Annotated in this window: 16 protein-coding genes; 7 read left to right on the top strand and 9 right to left on the bottom strand. The window is 66.7% G+C overall.

The genetic code is table 11. The features are described 5' to 3' along the window. From ACP2AH_RS01250 to ACP2AH_RS01235, 4 genes are read left to right on the top strand one after another with little or no spacing between them, the layout of a single operon-like run. Window positions 1–939 (top strand): ABC transporter permease, encoded by a 939-nt coding sequence (locus tag ACP2AH_RS01250; RefSeq protein WP_425104164.1) that lies wholly within the window; start codon window positions 1–3, stop codon window positions 937–939. A 23-nt stretch (window positions 940–962) separates the two neighbouring features. Then, a complete protein-coding gene (locus tag ACP2AH_RS01245; protein ID WP_425104708.1) occupies window positions 963–1,760 on the top strand; it encodes an ABC transporter permease in 798 nt (265 codons plus the stop codon). Beyond that, window positions 1,757–3,457 (top strand): dipeptide ABC transporter ATP-binding protein, encoded by a 1,701-nt coding sequence (locus ACP2AH_RS01240; RefSeq protein WP_425104163.1) that lies wholly within the window; start codon window positions 1,757–1,759, stop codon window positions 3,455–3,457. The genes ACP2AH_RS01245 and ACP2AH_RS01240 overlap by 4 nt, the downstream gene beginning before the upstream one ends. An 18-nt stretch (window positions 3,458–3,475) precedes the next feature. Then, window positions 3,476–4,990: an ABC transporter substrate-binding protein gene (locus ACP2AH_RS01235; protein ID WP_425104162.1), complete on the top strand. Its 1,515-nt coding sequence runs from the start codon at window positions 3,476–3,478 to the stop codon at window positions 4,988–4,990. A gap of 297 nt (window positions 4,991–5,287) precedes the next feature. On the opposite strand, the gene ACP2AH_RS01230 is transcribed toward ACP2AH_RS01235, so the two are convergent. The 7 genes from ACP2AH_RS01230 to ACP2AH_RS01200 form a co-directional block, all read right to left on the bottom strand. Then, entirely contained in the window at window positions 5,288–6,319 is a 1,032-nt protein-coding gene (locus tag ACP2AH_RS01230) for an extracellular solute-binding protein (RefSeq protein WP_425104161.1), read from the bottom strand. Between the two features lie 53 nt (window positions 6,320–6,372). Beyond that, the gene (locus ACP2AH_RS01225) at window positions 6,373–7,176 is read right to left on the bottom strand and encodes an ABC transporter permease (RefSeq protein WP_421697627.1); all 804 of its coding nucleotides are present in this window, start codon (window positions 7,174–7,176) and stop codon (window positions 6,373–6,375) included. Then, window positions 7,169–8,092 carry an ABC transporter permease gene (locus ACP2AH_RS01220; RefSeq protein WP_425104160.1) on the bottom strand — a complete coding sequence of 308 codons (924 nt, stop codon included), beginning with the start codon at window positions 8,090–8,092 and terminating at the stop codon, window positions 7,169–7,171. Before ACP2AH_RS01220 ends, ACP2AH_RS01225 begins: the two co-directional genes overlap by 8 nt. Before the next feature lie 3 nt (window positions 8,093–8,095). After that, window positions 8,096–9,202 carry an ABC transporter ATP-binding protein gene (locus ACP2AH_RS01215; RefSeq protein ID WP_425104159.1) on the bottom strand — a complete coding sequence of 369 codons (1,107 nt, stop codon included), beginning with the start codon at window positions 9,200–9,202 and terminating at the stop codon, window positions 8,096–8,098. Window positions 9,203–9,324: 122 nt separating this feature from the next. Next, window positions 9,325–10,791: an amidase gene (locus ACP2AH_RS01210; RefSeq protein ID WP_425104158.1), complete on the bottom strand. Its 1,467-nt coding sequence runs from the start codon at window positions 10,789–10,791 to the stop codon at window positions 9,325–9,327. Between the two features lie 192 nt (window positions 10,792–10,983). Continuing rightward, entirely contained in the window at window positions 10,984–11,286 is a 303-nt protein-coding gene (locus ACP2AH_RS01205; protein ID WP_425104157.1) for a hypothetical protein, read from the bottom strand. Between the two features lie 240 nt (window positions 11,287–11,526). Continuing rightward, window positions 11,527–12,039 carry a nuclear transport factor 2 family protein gene (locus tag ACP2AH_RS01200; protein ID WP_425104156.1) on the bottom strand — a complete coding sequence of 171 codons (513 nt, stop codon included), beginning with the start codon at window positions 12,037–12,039 and terminating at the stop codon, window positions 11,527–11,529. Between the two features lie 352 nt (window positions 12,040–12,391). Between ACP2AH_RS01200 and ACP2AH_RS01195 the strand changes: the two genes are divergently transcribed. From ACP2AH_RS01195 to ACP2AH_RS01185, 3 genes are read left to right on the top strand one after another with little or no spacing between them, the layout of a single operon-like run. Further along, on the top strand, window positions 12,392–12,895 hold the full coding sequence (locus tag ACP2AH_RS01195) for a DUF3833 family protein (protein WP_425104155.1): 504 nt from the start codon (window positions 12,392–12,394) through the stop codon (window positions 12,893–12,895). 40 nt (window positions 12,896–12,935) lie between these two features. Further along, window positions 12,936–13,325, top strand: coding sequence for a hypothetical protein (locus ACP2AH_RS01190; protein ID WP_425104154.1), 390 nt, complete (start codon window positions 12,936–12,938; stop codon window positions 13,323–13,325). Window position 13,326: 1 nt separating this feature from the next. After that, entirely contained in the window at window positions 13,327–14,685 is a 1,359-nt protein-coding gene (locus ACP2AH_RS01185; RefSeq protein WP_425104153.1) for an MFS transporter, read from the top strand. Window positions 14,686–14,706: 21 nt separating this feature from the next. Here ACP2AH_RS01185 and ACP2AH_RS01180 read toward each other — a convergent pair whose 3' ends face one another. Together ACP2AH_RS01180 and ACP2AH_RS01175 are read right to left on the bottom strand one after the other, a co-directional pair. Then, window positions 14,707–14,832 carry a hypothetical protein gene (locus ACP2AH_RS01180; protein WP_279613748.1) on the bottom strand — a complete coding sequence of 42 codons (126 nt, stop codon included), beginning with the start codon at window positions 14,830–14,832 and terminating at the stop codon, window positions 14,707–14,709. A 516-nt stretch (window positions 14,833–15,348) separates the two neighbouring features. Next, window positions 15,349–16,728, bottom strand: a complete 1,380-nt coding sequence (locus ACP2AH_RS01175; protein WP_425104152.1) for a dicarboxylate/amino acid:cation symporter — start codon at window positions 16,726–16,728, stop codon at window positions 15,349–15,351. Window positions 16,729–16,788 lie beyond the last annotated feature (60 nt).

Genomic DNA, 16,788 nt, shown 5'->3' with positions numbered 1-16,788 from the left:
ATGCGTCGCTACTCCTTCATCCTGACGCGGCCGCTACAGTTCGTGCCTGTGGTGTTCGGCGTCAGCCTCGTCACCTTCGTGCTGGTGCGGATGATCCCGGGCGACCCGGCCCGGGTGCTGCTGGGCGCGCGCGCCACCCCGACCGCCATCGCCAATATCCGCGCGCAATACGGGCTCGATGAGCCTATCTGGCTGCAATATCTCTATTTCCTGCGCAATCTCGCCCATGGCGAGATGGGCATGTCGATCGTCTACAAAATCGACGTGCTGCGCCTCATCGGCACCCGCATTGAGCCGACCTTCGCGCTGGTGCTGTGCAGCGTGCTGCTTTCCATTTTCATCGCCGTGCCACTCGCCGCGCTCGCCGCCCGCAACCAGGGGCGGCCGATCGATCACGCGATCCGCTTCGTCTCCACCTTCGGCATCGGCTTTCCCCCCTTCTGGCTGGGGCTGATGCTGATCATGCTGCTGGCGGTGAAATTCCCGCTGCTGCCGGTTTCCGGCTATGGCGACACGCTGGGTGAGAAGCTCGCCCATCTCGCGCTGCCCTCGCTCACCATCGCGCTGTCGCTGTCCACCGTGCTGCTGCGCTCGCTGCGGGCGGCGATGGTGGACTGGCTGAAATCCGATGTTGCCACCGCCGCCCGTGCGCGCGGCATGCCCGAATCCATCGTGTTCTGGCGCCACGTGCTGCCCAATTCCATCGTGCCCACCATCAATCTGCTGGCGGTGAACATCGGCTGGCTGATCGGCGGCACGGTGGTGATCGAGAGCATTTTCGCGCTGCCCGGCATGGGGCAATTGCTGGTGCGCGCCATTTTCTCGCGCGATTATATGGTGGTGCAGGGCGTCGCGATGGTGTTCGCCTGCGCCACCGTGCTGGTGAATTTCCTGGCCGACATCGCCACCGTCGCTGCCGATCCGAGGGTGAAGCTGTGAGCGCCGCAGTTTCCCCCAAGCGGATGAACCGCACGCTGGTCGCCGGCCTCGTGCTGCTCGGCGGCTTCGTGCTCGCCGCGCTCGCCGCGCCGCTGATCGCGCCCTATGACCCGATCTTCCAGGATGCGGCGGCGCGGCTGCAGCCGCCCTCCTGGGCGCACCCGTTCGGCACCGACAATTTCGGCCGCGACATCCTCTCGCGGCTCATTTTCGGCGCCCGTGTCGACCTGCAGATGGCGCTGATCGGCGTGTTCTTCCCGCTCGTCATCGGCACGGTGATCGGCGCCATCGCCGGTTATCTCGGCGGGGTCGTCGACGCGGTGCTGATGCGTCTGATCGACATCATCCTCGCCTTTCCCTTCCTCGTGTTGATGCTGTCCATCATCGCCATTCTCGGGCCGGGGCTTTCCAGCTTCTACATCGCCATGGCGCTGGTTGGCTGGGTGTCCTATGCGCGTCTCATCCGGGCGCAGATTCTCGTGCTGAAGAATGCCGATTACGCCGTGGCGGCGGTGAGCCTCGGCTTTTCGCGCACGCGGGTGCTGTTCCGCCATCTGCTGCCGAATTCCGTCGCGGGGTCGCTGGTGTTCTGCATGTCCGACGCGGTGCTGGTGCTGCTCTCCGGCGCGGCCATCTCCTATCTCGGGCTCGGCGTGCAGCCGCCCACCGCCGAGTGGGGCATCATGGTCGCGGAGGGGCAGGCGTTCCTGTCGCAGGCATGGTGGATCACCCTGTTTCCCGGACTCGCTATCGTTTTGCTGGCGTTCGGTTTTTCCATGATCGGCGACGCGCTCGGCGAAGCGATGGGAGTTCACGAATGAGCGCCGCGCTGCTGTCCGTCCGCGATCTCTCCGTCGCCGTGAACGGCGACGATGGCCGGCGCACCCTGCTTGACCGCGTCTCGCTCGATCTTCAGCCCGGCGAAATTCTCGGGCTCGTGGGCGAAAGCGGCTCCGGCAAGAGCCTGCTCTGCCGCACGCTGCTGCAACTGCTGCCCTCACGCGCGCTGTCCGTCACCGGCGGGGCGGCAATCATGGGCGGGCGCGACCTGCTGGCGCTGAGTGAGCCGCAGATGCAGCAGGTGCGCGGCGCCGAAATAGGCATGATTTTTCAAAATCCTAGCAGCCATCTCGATCCTGTCATGCGGGTCGGCGACCAGATCGTGGAGGGGCTGCGTTTTCACCGGCGGCTCGACCGGGCGGCGGCGAAGGCGGAGGCGATTGCGCTGATGGGGCAGGTCGGCTTCACCGATCCGCTGCGCCAGTTCGGCGCCTACCCGCACGAATTCTCCGGCGGCATGCGCCAGCGCGCCATGATCGCCGTGGCGCTGACATGCGATCCGAAAATCCTCATCGCCGATGAGCCCACTACCGCGCTCGACGTGACCATCCAGGCGCAAATCCTGCGTCTTCTCATGGAGTTGCGCCAGAGTCGGGGCTTGTCGATCATCCTCATCACCCACGATCTCGGCGTCGTCGCCCAGACCTGCGACCGGGTGGCTGTCATGCGGCAGGGGCAGGTGGTGGAGGTCGGCGAGAAACGCGCCCTCCTTGCCCGCCCCCAGCATCCCTATACCCGCGCGCTGATCGCCAGCCACCCCTCACTGCCGGTGGACGATGAGTCCGATGAGGTGGACGATGTGACCGATCCGGCCGCTTCGGCCGAGCCCGTGCGCGCGTTCGCCCCGCCGCCGCGGCCGCTGGTCGAGATCGACGATCTGGAGGTGCGCTTCCCCGTCGCCGGCGGGCTGTTCGGCCGGCGCCGCAGCTTCAGCGCGGTCGCCGGCGTGTCGCTGCAGATCCGTCCCGGCGAGACGGTGGGCATTGTCGGTGAGAGCGGCTCGGGCAAGTCGACGCTGGCGCGCGCCATGCTCGGGCTGACGCCGATTTCCGACGGCCATGTCACCTTTGACGGGCTGAGCCTGCGTGGGCAGCCGGGGGCGGCGCTGGCGCGTATCCGCCAGCAGGCGGCGATGGTGTTTCAGGACCCGTTCAACTCGCTCAACCCACGCCTCACCATCGGCGAGACGCTGATGGAGGTGCTGCACGTGCAGGGCAAGGTGCCGGCCGCCGCCATTCCCGCCCGCGTCGAGGAACTCCTGCGGCTGGTCGAACTCGATCCCGCCCTTGCCGTCCGCCGCCCGCGCCAGCTTTCCGGCGGCCAGTGCCAGCGCGCGGGAATCGCGCGGGCGCTGGCGGTCGATCCCCGGCTGATCGTCGCCGACGAATGTGTCGCCGCGCTCGATGTCACCATCCAGGCGCAGATCGTGGCGCTGTTCCAGCGGCTGGTGGCGACCATGGACCTGACGCTGGTGTTCATCGCCCACGACCTCGCCATCGTGCGCCATCTCTGCACGCGGGTGGTGGTGATGCATCACGGGCGCATCGTGGAGGAGGGGCCCTGCGCGGAGGTCTTCGAGCGCCCGCGCGAGGCCTACACCGCCGCCCTGATCGCCGCCATTCCCGACATCGACCCGGACCGGCGCCTCATCGCGCCGCCGCCTTCCCTTGCCGTCTAACCACCAGAGGAAAAAACCGTGAAGACCGCACTCCGGACGTCCCGCCTCGCGGCTTTGGCCGCACTCCTCTCGCTCTCCACCAGCCTCGCCCATGCCGCCGGCGTGTTGACCATCGCCCGCAACGAGGATTCCACCACCTTCGACCCCATCAAGTCGGCGCAGAATGTCGATAACTGGGTGTTCTCCAACGTGTTCGACGTGCTCGTGCGCGTCGATGCCAGCGGCACCCAGCTGGTGCCCGGCCTCGCCGAGAGCTGGACCATCTCCGAGGACGGGCTCACCTATACCTTCAAGCTGCGCGACGCGAAGTTCTCCGACGGCGCGCCCGTCACCGCTGAGGACGCTGCCTACTCGCTGATCCGCATCCGCGACGACAAGGGCTCGCTCTGGTCCGACAGCTTCAAGATCATCGACACCGCGACCGCCACCGACCCGAAGACGCTGGTGGTGAAGCTGAAGGGCAAGTCGGTGCCGTTCCTCTCCATGATGGCGCTGCCCAATGCCTCGGTGCTGCCGAAGAAGCTGGTGGAAGGCGCGGCCGCCGATACCTTCGCCGAGAAGCCGGTTGGTTCGGGCGCCTTCAGCGTGGTGGAGTGGCGCCGGGGCGACCGCATCATCCTGAAGAAGAACCCCAATTACTGGGACGCCGGCAAGGTGAGCCTCGACGGCGTGGAATGGCTGGTCATTCCCGACGACAACACCCGCATGCTGAAGATCCAGGCCGGCGAGGTGGATGCCGCCATCACCGTGCCGTTCTCGCGCGTCGCCGAGCTGAAGACCAATCCCGCGCTCAAGGTCATCAGCGACCCCTCCACCCGCGAGGACCACATGCTCATCAACCACGAGCATGGCGCGCTGGCGAAGAAGGAGGTGCGCGAGGCGCTGGACCTCGCCATCGACAAGAAGGCCATCGTCGAGGCGGCGACCTTCAATCTCGGCGAGGTCGCCTATTCCTATGTGCCCAAGGGCTCGCTCTACCACTATGCCGACAATCTCCAGCGCCCCTATGACCCGGAAAAGGCCAAGAAGCTGCTGGCCGATGCCGGCGCCTCGGGCCTGACGCTCAACTACATCGTCAATGCCGGCAAGGAGACGGACGAGCAGATCGCGGTTCTGGTGCAGCAGCAGCTGGCCAAGGCCGGCGTGAGCGTGAACCTGCAGAAGGTGGACCCCAGCCAGAGCTGGGACATGCTGGTGAGCGGGGATTACGACATCTCGGTCATGTACTGGACCAACGACATTCTCGACCCGGACCAGAAGACCACCTTCGTGCTCGGCCACGACACCAATCTGAACTACATGACCCGCTACAAGAACGACGAGGTGAAGGCGCTGGTGGAAGCCGCCCGGCTGGAGACCGACCCGGTCAAGCGCGAGGCGATGTATGTGACGCTGCAGAAGACCGCCAAGGGCGACGTCAACTGGATCGACCTCTATTACAGCCCCTATATCAACGTCACCCGCAGCAATATCGAGAAGTTCCACCAGAACCCGCTCGGCCGCTTCTTCCTGGAAGAGACGGTGAAGAACTGAGGCGCCTTCTTGAAGGTTCTTCCGTTGGCGTCATCCCGGAAGGACCGCAGGTCCTTTCCGGGATCGCTCCGGAAATACTCCATTCGCTCAATCAACGCGTTGTCTTGACGCGAACTGGAACCACTCCGTCCCGGTGGACGATCCCGGCTCTCCGCCTTCGGCTGCGGCCGGGATGACGCGCTAGAGCCGGGTCGTGCAGACCGTTTCCAAGTGAGCGGGGGGCTGCCGCCCCCTCCCTCGCGGCATAAAAAAGGGAGGGCCGGCGGCCCTCCCTCGGTCGTTGTCAGATGGTACCGATCACTTGTTGATGTCGGTCCAGATGCGGGCATAGAGCTGGGAGACTTCCGGTGCGCAGGTCTCCAGGAACTCGCCGGCCTTCTCGAACTGCGGCGGCACGTTCAGCTCCGGCGCGCCCTTCATGTTTTCAGGAAAGAAGGCTTCCGAGCCCTTGATGCCGTTGGAGTACTTGGCGAAGATCGAAATCATCGCGGCGTTTTCCGGCTCCATGATGAAGTTCATGAAGGCCTTGGCGTTTTCCGGGTTCTTGGCGTCCTTCAGCACGGCGACGCTGTCCATGAAGATCGGATAGCCTTCCTTGGGATAGCCGAAGGCGATGTCCGGGTTCTTCAGGCGCGAGCGCAGGATGGCGCCGTTCCAGTAATACACGCCGGCATAGTCGCCCGACGGCAGCTTCTCGGTGACGGAATAGTCCATGGCCAGCCATTTCGGCTTGGCTTCCAGCAGCTTGTCACGCACCTGCTTCAGCAGCGCCTTGTCGGTGGTGCACCAGTTGCCGCCCAGATATTTGATCGTGGCGTAGAGCACGTCGTTCATTTCCGGCTCGACATTGATCTTGCCGACCAGCTCCTTCGGCGGATCGAGGAAGATCGCCGAGGTGTTGATGTCGCCGCCATAGACCTTCTTGTTCACGCCGATGCCGCTGACGCCCCACTGCCACGGCACGGAATAGTGCCGGCCGGGATCCCACGGCACGTTCACCCAGCGCGCGTCGACATTCTTGAAGTTCGGCATCTGGTCCGGGCGGGCCTCCAGCAGCAGGCCTTCCTTGATCCAGATCGGCATGTAGTTGGCCGAGGGGACGACGATGTCGAAGCCATGGCCGCCGGCGCGGATCTTGGCCAGCGCCGTGTCGTTGGAATCGTAGTCGGTGACGGTCACCTTGACCTTGTGGGTCTCCTCGAACTTCTTGATCAGTTCGGGGCTGGTGTAGTCACCCCAGTTATAGATGTTCAGCTGCCCCTCGGCGCAGGCCGCGCCCGCGCTGACGAGAAGGGCGAGCGCCGCCACCATCGTCGATTTCAGTGTCATCGTTCCACTCCGTCCGGTCCGTTGTTTCTGGCGTGTCGGATTAGGTTTGTCGGTCAGGCTTTCTTGCGGTTGATGAAGAAGAACACCGTCACCAGCGCCACCGACAGCACCAGGAAGGCCGCCGCAATCGCATTGATCTCCGGCGTCACCGCCCGGCGCAGCTGACCCAGCATGTAGGTCGGCAGCGTGTCCTGCCCGCCCGATTTGACGAATTCGGAAATCACCACGTCGTCCAGCGAGATGACGAAGGCCAGCATGAAGCCGGCGATGATGCCGGGCCGCAGCAGCGGCAGCGTCACCCGCCGGAACACCTGCCAGGGCGGGGCGTAAAGGTCCGCCGCCGCACGCTCCAGCGACTGGTCCATGCCCTCCAGCCGCGCCCGGATGGGCAGATAGGCGAAGGGGATGCAGAAGGCGGTGTGCGCCAGGATGAGATAGCCGAGGCCGGAATAGCCGGTCCACACCTTCACCTTGGCGAACACGATCAGCAGCGCCACGGCGGTGACGATCTCCGGCACCATCAGCGGCAGGTTGATGAAGGCGTATTTGAACGAGAGCCCGCGATAGGGCCCGGTGCGGGTGGTGGCCAGCGCCGCCATGGTGGCGGCGATGGTCGCCATCGTCGCCGCGCTCACCGCGATGACGAGCGAACGCCACGCCGCATCCTGCACCGACTGGTTTTCCGCCGCCTCATAGAACCAGTGCAGCGAGAACCCGCCCCAGCTGGACAGGGAGTCGCTGGCGTTGAAGGCGTAGACCACCAGCGTCGCGATCGGCAGGTAGAGCATCGCGAAGGTGAACAGCGCGACCGTGCCGAAGCCCGGCTGCGCGCGTATGTCGAAGCGCGGCTTAGCCATGCCCGCCTCCCGAGCGCGTGGCGTTGCGCACATAAACCAGCATGGCGACCATGACGAGAAGCATCAGCGAGATCGACAGCGCCGCGCCGAGCGGCCAGTTGCGGCCGGCGCCGAACTGCAGCTCGATGAGATTGGCGAGCATCAAATTCTTGCCGCCGCCGAGCACACGCGGAATGACATAGGCGCCGAGCGAGGGGACGAAGACCAGGATGGAGCCGGCGACGATGCCGGGCTTCACCAGCGGCAGGATGATGCGCCGCAGCACGGCGAGCCGGCCGGCATAGAGATCGTACCCCGCCTCGACGAGACGGAAATCCAGCTTCTCCATGCTGGCATAGAGCGGCAGCACCATCAGCGGCAGGTAGACATAGACCATGCCGAACAGGATCGCCCAGTCCGTGTACATGATCGGGATCGGCTCTTTGATGACGCCGAGCCACATCAGCAGCGTGTTCAGCACGCCCTCGTTCCGGATCACCTGCTGCATGGCGAAGGTGCGGATGAGCAGATTGGTCCAGAACGGGATGGTGATGAGGAACACCCACACCTCGCGCGTGCTGCGCGGCCGTGTGGCGATGAAATAGGCCGTGGGGAAGCCCAGCGCCAGCGTCGCCAGCGTGGTGATGACCGACAGCCGCACCGAGCGCCAGAGGATCGACAGATGCGCGTCGGCCAGCGTCACCGTGTCGTCGAAGATGTCGCGCTGGAACAGCACGGAGAACCAGCCGTCGAGCGAGAACTCGCCGGGCTTCACGTCGCCATAATCGCCCTTGGCCATGAAGGAATAGGCCAGCATGACGAAGAGCGGGCCGATGGCGGCGATGAAGACGATGAACAGCGCCGGCAGCGACAGCAGCCAGCGCGTGCGGGTTTTCGACTGTTCGTCGCGTCGGGCGATCTCGGCCGCGCTCGCCATCGCTCAGTCCCGCAGCACTTGCGCCGCATCGGACGCGATGTCGATGCCGACGCGGTCGCCGACACTGGCGCCGCAGGATTTGCTGCGCGAGTTCTGCTGTCGCACCATGAAGGTGGACCCCTGATCCAGCTTCACATGGATATGGGTGTCGGTGCCGAAATAGACGATGTTCTCCACCACGCCGGACAGCTGGCCGCCGGTCGTGACCATGCGCGCATGCTCCGGCCGCACCACCACCGTCGCCTCGCCGGCCGGGCGGTAGCCTTCCGCCAGGCTGGCGGAAATCTCGATGCCGGAGGGCAGGCGCACCCGCGCCACACCGGCCTCGATGCCGACCATGGCGGCGGAGAGGAAATTGGTCTCGCCGATGAAGTCGGCGACGAAGCGCTCGGCCGGCTTGTCGTAAATGTCCCAGGGCGTGCCGATCTGCAGCACCCGGCCCTTGGACATGACCGCGATGCGGTCGGACATGGTGAGCGCTTCTTCCTGGTCATGGGTGACAAAGATGAAGGTGATGCCGGTCTCGCTCTGCATGCGCTTGAGCTCGATCTGCATCTCCTTGCGCAGCTTGTAGTCGAGCGCGGAGAGCGGCTCGTCGAGCAGCAGCACTTTCGGCGCCGGGGCCAGCGCACGGGCGAGGGCGACGCGCTGGGCCTGGCCGCCGGAGATCTGGTCGGTGCGGCGCTGCGCCAACTCCTCCATATGGACGAGCTTGAGCATCTCGGCCACGCGCGCCTCGATCTTCGCCTTGGCCCAGCCGAGCATCTGCAGGCCGAAGGCGACGTTCTCCCACACCGTCAGATGCGGGAAGAGGGCGTAGCTCTGGAACACCGTATTGATGGGCCGCTTGAACGGCGGCAGGCCGGCGATGTCCTCGCCATGCAGCCGGATCGTCCCTTCGGTGGGGTATTCAAACCCCGCGATCATGCGAAGCAACGTCGTCTTGCCGCAGCCCGATGGCCCTAGCAACGTGAAGAATTCATTCTCGCGAATGGCCACGGAGACATTGTCGAGCGCCCGAAGGGCGCGTGGGCCATCGCCGAATTGCTTGACGATGCCCTGGCAATCGACGGCGATGCGGGCGTCCGGTACAGGGGAAGGCTCCGGCATTATTCACCCGTTGCTAGAAAAGGGGCCCCAAAAGGGGTGTCGAACACACCGCAGGCGGTGTCATCGAACAGCAGCCTAAGTGAGCCCTCCTCATCCGGCAAGCGGAGAGGAGGGCAATGTGATCATATTTTTGGCCGGTCCTGTTTAAAGGCAATCGGCGGGCGGCGCGCGGCCCAGAGGGCGGCTTCCTCGATGCGCGCGCACAGGCCGAGCAGCGCTTCGTCATGGCCGAAGGGCGCGGCGAGGTGGATGCCGACCGGCAGGCCTTCGGGCGTCCAGTGCAGCGGCAGCGAAGCGGCGGGCTGGCCGGAAGCATTGAACGCGGCGGTGAAGGGGGAATAGGCGAACACCCCGTCCGGCCCCATGCGGTAGGCGAGGTAGTCGCGGCCGACATGGTCGAATCGCCCGAGCTTGGCCGGCGGTTCGGCGAGGGTCGCGGTCAGCAGGAAATCGGCGTGCTGGAAGAAGCCGGCCATTTCGCGCCCATAGGCATGCACCTTGTTGACGGCTTCGAGATAGTCGGCGCCGCTGATCCCGCGCGCATAGTCCACCGCCGAGCGGGCGACGCTCTCGATCTCGCCATCCTCCAGCGGCCGGCCACGCCGGCGCACCGCGCTTTCCACCGTGAGCGCGGTGCCGCAGCCGACAATCTTGGTCCAGGCCGCCATCATCCCAGCCGTGTCGGCCTGCGGACGGGCCTCGACCAGCCGGTGGCCGAGGCTCTCCAGCAGCTTCGCGGCGGATTCCACCGCCGCCCGGCATTCCGGCGCGATGGGCTCGCCGGTCAGCGTCGTGGTGGTGAAGGCGATGGTGAACGGCCCGTCGCGCCGCGCCAGCGCGGCGGCGAAGGAGGCTTCCAGCGGCGGCGCGACATAGGGGGCGCCGAGATCGGGGCCCTGCGTCACGTCGAGCAGCACCGCCGTGTCGCGCACGGAGCGGGTGAGAAAGCCGTCAATCGCCATGCCGGCCCAGCCTTCGCCGACATAGGGGCCATCCGGCGTGCGGGCACGGGTGGCCTTGAAGCCGAACAGGCCACAGGAAGAGGCGGGAATGCGCACCGAGCCGCCGCCATCCGAGCCATGCGCCGCCGGCAGGATGCCGGCCGCCACCGCCGCCGCCGCGCCGCCGGAGGAGCCGCCGGGCGTGTGGTCGAGATTCCACGGGTTGCGGGTCGGCCCGCCATAGACGGCCGCCTCGGTGGTGGGGCCGACGCCGCCTTCCGGCGAGGTGGTGCGGCCGAAAGTGACGAGCCCGGCCGCCCGCAGCCGGGCGTAAATGGCCGAATCCTGGCCGTAGCGCGTGTTGGCGAACAGGCGCGAGCCATTATTGGAGGGGAACTCCATCGCCTCGGCGCCGAGATCCTTGAGCAGGAACGGCACGCCCTTCAGCGGCCCTTCCGGCAGCCCTTCCTCGATCATCCGGCGCGCCACGTCCTCGCGCAGCAGCGTCACCGCGTTGAGCTGCGGGTTGAGCGCGGCGACGCGGGCGAGCGCCTCGTCGAGCAGTTCGCCGGGGGTTACATCGCCCTTGGCGACGTGGTCTGCGAGAGCGACGGCGTCGCTCGCGTCGTAAAGTTCGCTGATGTCCATGAGGCGGTGTCCGCTACCACAGGGGGGTGGAGATGTATCGCCCCCCGGCCCGCGGGCGCGCAAGAGCCGCCCGGTTGCGGAGCGCCGGGCGAGAGCCTTTCCGGTTCATCCACCTTCACCGCAAGCGCTTTAACTCGCGGATGAGGCGCCCTTTTTTCCGTAAAGGCGCCATGCACTCTTTCGGGAATGGCTCTAGCGGCCCGGCGCCGGCGCCGCACGTTCGCGCGCGACAGCGTGAGTCTCCGGCAGGGGCGGGGTCTGCTTCGCCAGCTTTTCGCGAAAGGCCGGTACAACCTGGAGTGCGAAGGCGACGAGGCGCTCCTCGTCCCGCTCGCCGAGGCTGATCGCCTCCATCAGCGCGGAGGCGAGGCGCACCCGCATGACCTCGTCGACGCCCTCGCGATGAAGCTGGGCGGCGGCGTGCTGGGCCTGGGCGATGCAGCTGTCGAGGAGGCGGACGGTTTCCGGATCAAGACGAAGGTAACGCGACGACATACTCATTCCCCATGCGACCATTCGCGGCCTGCGCGCCAGATGTAGGAGGCAGGGACTCGCCGGCAAGGGGTGGGCGGCGCATCTGTCGCGCGGCTTGCGAGGGGGAAGCTCGAAGCGGTCTTGTGAGCCGGCTATATTATTGTCGCAGGCATGCTAGGGGTCTGAGCAATCACGTGCTACGGCAAGCGGATATAGCCGGCTATCTATCCTGCCACAGTCGGCCATACGGATTTATGCGCGTCACTGGGCCGGAGCGGCGGGAATGCGGCGGAGCACGTCGTCATAGGCGGCGAGATCGAGGAAGGCGTTGACTTCGACCGCCTTCCCCTCCTGCATGCGCAGGATCCAGGCATAGCGATTGACGTAAGGCTGGCCATCCGCCGCTGTCGCCTCGCCCTGCCAGGCGACGATCACATGCTCGCCATCGGCGCACACCGTTTTCGCCACCGGGCGGATCGGGGTGGCGAGGCGGCTGGTCAACGGACGCACCCCGCGCGCGATCAGCACGTCGCGGCCCTCGTGGCGGCCGGCGGTGGGGCCGGAGCCCTCGATCGTCCAGACGACATCCGGCGACAGGACCTCGCTGAAGAAGCCGGTGCCGCCGGCCTGCCAGCGCTCGAACGCCTCGGTGACGATCTGCCGGTTGCGGGCCTCGGTGCCGGGCCCGGATTCCGCGCTGGCGACCGGCGGCAGAATGACGGTGCCGGCGACGGCGAGCGCCAGTAGCGCGGCGGGGAGGGGGCGTGCGGGCATGGGGGTGCTCCTTGATCGGGTGGAAGGTCTGGCGGCGGGCGTCGTAAACGAGAAAACAAGCCGGCTATGTAAATAGTGCGTTCGGAGGCCAGCTAAGGTCCGGCTTGCTGCTGTCACGCTCTGAGCATGACGTTAGGGGAGGTCCGGCCCGCTCACAATCCGGCCAATCGTGACCGGTGAGGTAAGTTCATCTAACCAATCGGCATCGTGCGTGCCGGGGCGGATGCGTTGCGTCGCTGTCGTCGCTTGAAGCGCGTACCCCGGGGCGCGCCGGGCCGGCGGCCACCCTGCGGCGCGATCTGATCCGCCGCGGCTCTGCCCGCGTAATCCGGGCACTGCTGCGGAGGATTCGATGAAACGCCTGCTCCTTCTTGCCGGAATTTTCGCCTTTGCCGGCCTTGGCACGTCGGCCGTGCAGGCCAGGGATCTGGTGCTCGAACAGTATTTCGCTGGCCGCACCGTCGCGGAGGGCTCGTTCTCGGCCATTAACGGCGTGCGGCGCAGCTTCACGGTGGACCTCACCGGCCGCTGGAACGGCAATGTGCTCACGCTGGTGGAGGATTTCCACTTCGCGGACGGCGAGAAGGACCGCAAGACCTGGCGGTTCGAGAAGCTGGGGCCGGGGCGCTATCGCGGCACGCGCGAGGATGTGCGCGGCGCCACCGACGTGACGGTGAAGGGCGATACCGCCACCTTCAGCTATCTGCTCGACCTCGATCCCGGTGCCGGGGAAAACCTCGTCCGCTTCCACGACAAGATGGTGCTGCGCGGGGACGGCACGGTGCTGAACACCGCCTGGGTGACGAAATACGGGCTCCCGGTCGCGCTTACCCGCGTCACCTTCCGTCGCCCCTAGGCGCCCGCGACCTTCTCTCCCGATGTCACAGGAGGATTCCATGCGCTCCCGCGAGAAGACACTCTGCCTCGCCCTGCTCCTGGCCGCCACCGCCGGACCGGCGCTGGCCGAGCCGCTGAGTGGCCCGGAGATCAAGGACAAGATCGGCGGCGAACTGGTGCGGCTGAGCACGCCCTATGGCATCACCCTGCCGCTGGTCTATCGCGACGACGGCGTGGTGGCCGGCGACATTTCCGGCTTCTCCATCGGCGCCATGCTGGCGCCGAGCGAGGAGGGGCGCTGGTGGGTGAAGGACGACCGGCTGTGCCAGAAATGGCCGACCTGGTATGACGGCCGCACCCATTGCTTCACCATCACCTCGCTCGGTCCGAAGAAGATCGCCTGGACGCGCGACGACGGGCTTTCCGGCACCGCCACCATGGGCCGCTGAGATGGGCGGGGCGCCGGCGGGTCCGGCCGTCACCGGCCGGCGCCTCGCGCTCTATGCCCTGCCGGCCCTGCCGCTGGCGGCGCTGGCGCTGCCCTTTTATGTGATCGTGCCGAGCTTCTATGCCGAGGCGCTGGGCCTGTCGCTCACCGCCGTCGGCGCCGCTCTGCTGGCGATCCGTCTGATCGATGCCCTGGCCGACCCGCTGCTCGGCTGGGCGGCGGACCGGATCGCGCCCGGCTTCGGCCGGCGGCGGGCGCTGATGGCGCTGGCGGCGCCGGTCACCGCGCTCTGCGCCCTCATGGTGTTCTGGCCCGGCGCGGGAGCGGGCATCGCCCATCTCTTTCTCTGGGGGCTCGGCCTTTCGCTCGGCTATACCGCACTGAGCCTCGCCTACACCGCCTGGGGCGCAGAGATTACCGCGGATTATCGTGGCCGCGCCCGGGTGGCGGCGGCGCGCGAGGGGGTGACGCTGCTCGGCACGCTGGTCGCCATCGCGCTGCCTTTCGCCATCGGGCTGGGCACGGAGGCGAAGGGCTTTCACGGCCTGGCGGCGATGGGGGTATTCGTGCTCGTCACCCTGCCGCTGTTCTGCGCCGCCTGCGTGTTCGGCGTGCCGGAGCCGGCGAATCTCTCGCGGGAGAAACTGTCCCTCGCGGCGGGGCTGCGGCATTTGCGGTCCAACGGCCCGTTTCTGCGGCTGATCGCGGCGTTTCTCCTCAACGGCATCGCCAACGCCATACCGGCGACGCTGTTCCTGTATTTCGTCGCCGACCGTATCGGCGCGGCGCAGCTGCAGGGGCCGCTGCTGTTTCTCTATTTTCTCTGCGGCGTCGCCGGCCTGCCGCTGGCGCTGCGCTGCGCCAGCCGCTTCGGCAAGCACAGAGCGTGGTGCGGGGCGATGCTGGCGGCGTGCGTCGTCTTCGCCGGGGCCGGTTTTCTCGGTCCGGGCGATGTGGTGGCGTTCGGTTTGATCTGTGCGGCGACGGGCGTGCTGCTGGCCTTCGACGTGGCGCTGCCGCCGGCGATCCAGGCGGATGTGGTCGATATCGACACCGCGGCGTCGGGGGAACAGCGCTCGGGGCTGTATTTCGCGCTCTGGGCGCTCGCCACCAAGCTGGCGCTCGCGATCGCCGTCGGCGTCACGTTTCCGCTGCTGGATTGGGCGGGTTACCGGCCCGGCACCGGGGCGCCGACCGAACAGGCGGGGCTTGCCCTCGCCCTGCTCTATGCCTGGCTGCCGATCCCGGCCAAGCTCGCCGCCATTGCGCTGATGTGGCGCTTCCCTCTGGACGAGGCGGCGCAGCGTCGGCTGCGGACGGTGATCGAGGCCGCATCGGCCGAAAGGGCAGGAGCGCGCTGAGCGCTCCTGCGGGCTGGCGGTTCAGCCGATCTGTTCGATGATGATGGCGCGGATCTGCTCGCGCGTGAGACCGCAGGGCTCCGGCTTCCACTCCGGGCTGGAGCGGACGATGGCGGGCGTGGGCGGGGTGAAAGTGTAGTTGCGCATAAATCCTCTTGGCCGCTGCGGCCTGTGGCCGGCGGCTGACGCTGGTGCGTCCATGTCAGGTGAAAAAGCCCGGCATCGCGGTGATGGGGCTGGCCGCACAGGCGGCACCTGATGACGTAACGTCGCATTGCGTCACCAATAAGGCGGGGTGCCGCCGCCTTTTGCCTTGCCCGCTGTTCGCAGATCGCCGGCCGCGCACCTTCCCAAACGGAAGGATCGCGACCGGCGCAATGCTGAAACGACTAGAATGCCGTCATGATCGCCGCGCCCGCCGTCGCGACTGTTGCGGCAAGAAGACCCCACTTCACAGCCTGGCTTTCCATCTCGAACGTCCTCCGTTGTTGTTTCTGATCCCATGAGCGGGCACACGGATGATAAGAGGAGGAATCGGCGTTTGGGTATTATGTATTAATAACACCTTCGTGAGCAGCCCGCCGGCTGGCGCAGGGACCTGCGGCCGGGCCTTGGCCGATGTTCTTCGCCGGGTCCGGCCGCGTGTTGGGCGCTCGCGGGGCTCTATTCGGCGGCGGCGGGGAGCGGCGTGTGGGGGAAGGCGGGGTGCGGCGCGCGCAGGTCTTCTTCCTCTTCGTCGTCGGGAAGTTCCATCGGCCGCCCGGCCAGCGCCGCGTCGAGCCGCTCACGGTCGAGTTCACCCTCCCAGCGCGCCACCACCACGGTGGCCGTGGCGTTGCCGATGAAATTGGTCAGTGCCCGGCATTCCGACATGAAGCGGTCGATGCCGAGGATCAGCGCCATGCCGGCGACGGGAACGGCGGGAACCACGGAGAGGGTTGCCGCCAGGGTGATGAAGCCGGCCCCGGTAATGCCCGCCGCGCCCTTGGAGGAGAGCATGGCCACCAGCAGCAGCACGATCTGGTCGGTGAGGCTCAGTTCGATGCCGGTGGCCTGGGCGATGAACAGCGCCGCCAGCGTCATATAGATGTTGGTGCCGTCGAGATTGAAGGAATAGCCGGTGGGGATGACGAGACCGACCACCGATTTGCGGCAGCCCGCCTGTTCCATCTTCTCCATCAGGCTGGGCAGCGCCGCCTCCGAGGAGGAGGTGCCGAGCACCAGCAGCAGTTCTTCCTTGAGATAGCGGATGAGCGCCAGGATGGAGAAGCCGTTATAGCGCGCCACCGCGCCCAGCACGACGAACACGAACAGCAGGCTGGTGAGATAGAAGGTGCCGACCAGCATGGCGAGATGGGCGACCGAGCCGATGCCGTATTTCCCGATGGTGAAGGCCATCGCGCCGAACGCACCGACCGGCGCCGCCTTCATCAGGATTTCCACCAGGCGGAAGAAAATCTGCGAGGCGGAATTCAGCACATGCATCAGCGGCTCGGCGCGCGGGCCGACGCCGGCCATAGCGATGCCGAACAGCACGGCGAAGAACAGCACCTGCAGGATGTCGCCCGAAGCGAAGGCGTTCACCGGCGTGGAGGGGATGATGTTGCTGAGAAAGCCCACCAGCGTCTGCTCATGCGCCTTGGCGGCGTAGTCGGCGACCGCCTTGGCATCGAGCGAGGCCGGGTCGATGTTCAGTCCGGCGCCGGGCCGCACCACATTGGCGACAACGAGGCCGATGACGAGGGCGAGCGTGGAGAAGGTGAGGAAGTAGAGCATCGCCTTGCCGGCGACGCGCCCGACCTTGCCGAGATCGCGCATATTGGCGATGCCGGTGGCGACGGTGAGGAAGATCACCGGGGCGATCACCATCTTCACCAGCTTGATGAAGGCATCGCCCAGCGGCTTCATGTCGGCGCCGAGGCTGGGGTAGAAATGACCGAGCGCGATGCCGGCGGCGATGGCGACCAGCACCTGGACATAAAGCTGGCGGTAGAGGGGACGCGGCGCGGCTTTCACCGAGGCCGGGGCGAGGGCGTGTTTCATGGCGCTTCCTGCGGTTGGCCCCTTCGACGCCTCGTAATGCGGGCGGCGTGTGAAGCCGGG

This window comes from Ancylobacter sp. (assembly GCF_965249975.1).
GTDB lineage: Bacteria > Pseudomonadota > Alphaproteobacteria > Rhizobiales > Xanthobacteraceae > Ancylobacter.
The sequence above is the reverse complement of the archived record's forward strand: the minus strand, read 5'-3'. Positions and strand labels throughout refer to the sequence as shown.

What these genes read in the sequence shown, in the direction of transcription:
- ACP2AH_RS01250 (WP_425104164.1), top strand. Translation starts at nt 1, where the DNA reads ATGCGTCGCTACTCCTTCATCCTGACGCGGCCGCTACAGTTCGTGCCT.
- ACP2AH_RS01245 (WP_425104708.1), top strand. Translation starts at nt 963, where the DNA reads ATGAACCGCACGCTGGTCGCCGGCCTCGTGCTGCTCGGCGGCTTCGTG.
- ACP2AH_RS01240 (WP_425104163.1), top strand. Translation starts at nt 1,757, where the DNA reads ATGAGCGCCGCGCTGCTGTCCGTCCGCGATCTCTCCGTCGCCGTGAAC.
- ACP2AH_RS01230 (WP_425104161.1), bottom strand. Translation starts at nt 6,319, where the DNA reads ATGACACTGAAATCGACGATGGTGGCGGCGCTCGCCCTTCTCGTCAGC.
- ACP2AH_RS01225 (WP_421697627.1), bottom strand. Translation starts at nt 7,176, where the DNA reads ATGGCTAAGCCGCGCTTCGACATACGCGCGCAGCCGGGCTTCGGCACG.
- ACP2AH_RS01220 (WP_425104160.1), bottom strand. Translation starts at nt 8,092, where the DNA reads ATGGCGAGCGCGGCCGAGATCGCCCGACGCGACGAACAGTCGAAAACC.
- ACP2AH_RS01215 (WP_425104159.1), bottom strand. Translation starts at nt 9,202, where the DNA reads ATGCCGGAGCCTTCCCCTGTACCGGACGCCCGCATCGCCGTCGATTGC.
- ACP2AH_RS01210 (WP_425104158.1), bottom strand. Translation starts at nt 10,791, where the DNA reads ATGGACATCAGCGAACTTTACGACGCGAGCGACGCCGTCGCTCTCGCA.
- ACP2AH_RS01205 (WP_425104157.1), bottom strand. Translation starts at nt 11,286, where the DNA reads ATGTCGTCGCGTTACCTTCGTCTTGATCCGGAAACCGTCCGCCTCCTC.
- ACP2AH_RS01200 (WP_425104156.1), bottom strand. Translation starts at nt 12,039, where the DNA reads ATGCCCGCACGCCCCCTCCCCGCCGCGCTACTGGCGCTCGCCGTCGCC.
- ACP2AH_RS01195 (WP_425104155.1), top strand. Translation starts at nt 12,392, where the DNA reads ATGAAACGCCTGCTCCTTCTTGCCGGAATTTTCGCCTTTGCCGGCCTT.
- ACP2AH_RS01190 (WP_425104154.1), top strand. Translation starts at nt 12,936, where the DNA reads ATGCGCTCCCGCGAGAAGACACTCTGCCTCGCCCTGCTCCTGGCCGCC.
- ACP2AH_RS01185 (WP_425104153.1), top strand. Translation starts at nt 13,327, where the DNA reads ATGGGCGGGGCGCCGGCGGGTCCGGCCGTCACCGGCCGGCGCCTCGCG.
- ACP2AH_RS01180 (WP_279613748.1), bottom strand. Translation starts at nt 14,832, where the DNA reads ATGCGCAACTACACTTTCACCCCGCCCACGCCCGCCATCGTCCGCTCC.
- ACP2AH_RS01175 (WP_425104152.1), bottom strand. Translation starts at nt 16,728, where the DNA reads ATGAAACACGCCCTCGCCCCGGCCTCGGTGAAAGCCGCGCCGCGTCCC.